Here is a 1,586-nt window from a genome sequence, read left to right as displayed (position 1 = left end):
TACGCGTGATCAGCAAAAGCAGGGTAGATAATCACTCACTGAGTGACATCAAAATCATGGCGTCTCAAGGCACCAAACGATCCTATGAACAGATGGAAACTGGTGGGGAACGCCAGAATGCTACTGAGATCAGGGCGTCTGTTGGAAGAATGGTTAGCGGCATTGGGAGATTCTACATACAGATGTGCACAGAACTCAAACTCAGTGACAATGAAGGGAGGCTGATTCAAAACAGTATAACAATAGAGAGAATGGTACTCTCTGCATTTGATGAAAGAAGGAACAGATACCTGGAAGAGCACCCCAGTGCAGGAAAGGACCCTAAGAAAACTGGAGGTCCAATTTACAGGAGAAGAGACGGAAAATGGGTGAGAGAGCTGATCCTGTATGACAAAGAGGAAATCAGGAGAATTTGGAGACAAGCGAACAATGGAGAGGATGCAACTGCTGGTCTTACCCATCTGATGATATGGCATTCCAACCTAAATGATGCTACCTATCAGAGAACGAGAGCTCTCGTGCGTACTGGAATGGATCCCCGGATGTGCTCTCTGATGCAAGGATCAACTCTCCCGAGGAGATCTGGAGCTGCAGGTGCAGCAGTAAAGGGAATAGGGACAATGGTGATGGAACTGATTCGGATGATAAAACGAGGGATCAACGACCGGAATTTCTGGAGAGGCGAAAATGGAAGAAGAACAAGAATTGCATATGAGAGAATGTGCAACATCCTCAAAGGGAAATTCCAAACAGCAGCACAAAGGGCGATGATGGATCAAGTGCGAGAGAGCAGAAATCCTGGGAATGCTGAAATAGAAGATCTTATTTTTCTGGCAAGGTCTGCACTCATCCTGAGGGGATCAGTGGCTCATAAATCCTGCTTGCCTGCTTGTGTGTACGGGCTTGCAGTGGCTAGTGGATATGACTTTGAGAGAGAAGGGTACTCCTTGGTTGGAATAGATCCTTTTCGTCTGCTTCAAAACAGCCAGGTCTTTAGTCTCATTAGACCAAATGAGAACCCAGCACATAAGAGCCAACTAGTGTGGATGGCATGCCACTCTGCAGCGTTTGAGGACCTTAGGGTCTCAAGTTTCATTAGAGGGACAAGAATGGTCCCAAGAGGACAGCTATCCACTAGAGGGGTTCAAATTGCTTCAAATGAGAACATGGAAGCAATGGACTCCAATACTCTTGAATTGAGAAGTAGATATTGGGCTATAAGAACCAGAAGCGGAGGGAACACCAACCAACAGAGGGCATCTGCAGGACAGGTCAGCGTTCAACCCACTTTCTCAGTACAGAGAAACCTTCCTTTCGAAAGAGCAACCATTATGGCAGCATTTACAGGAAATAATGAGGGTAGAACGTCTGACATGAGGACTGAAATCATAAGAATGATGGAAAGTGCCAGACCAGAAGATGTGTCATTCCAGGGGCGGGGAGTCTTCGAGCTCTCGGACGAAAAGGCAACGAACCCGATCGTGCCTTCCTTTGACATGAATAATGAAGGATCTTATTTCTTCGGAGACAATGCAGAGGAGTATGACAATTGAAGAAAAATACCCTTGTTTCTACTGATCACGCGT

General features: G+C 46.2%; 1 protein-coding gene. It reads left to right on the top strand.

Annotation, left to right across the window (positions count from 1 at the left end; translation table 11 throughout):
• Nucleotides 1–1,553 (top strand): nucleoprotein (locus tag C4K88_RS18265; protein WP_146065743.1); only part of this gene is annotated, 1,553 nt, incomplete at its 5' end.
• Nucleotides 1,554–1,586: the final 33 nt, after the last annotated feature.

The organism is Arthrobacter pityocampae, from assembly GCF_002927275.1.
GTDB classification, from domain to species: Bacteria; Actinomycetota; Actinomycetes; order Actinomycetales; family Micrococcaceae; genus Arthrobacter_D; species Arthrobacter_D pityocampae.
Note: the sequence above shows the minus strand (reverse complement) of the source record. Positions and strands in the feature narration are given on the sequence as shown.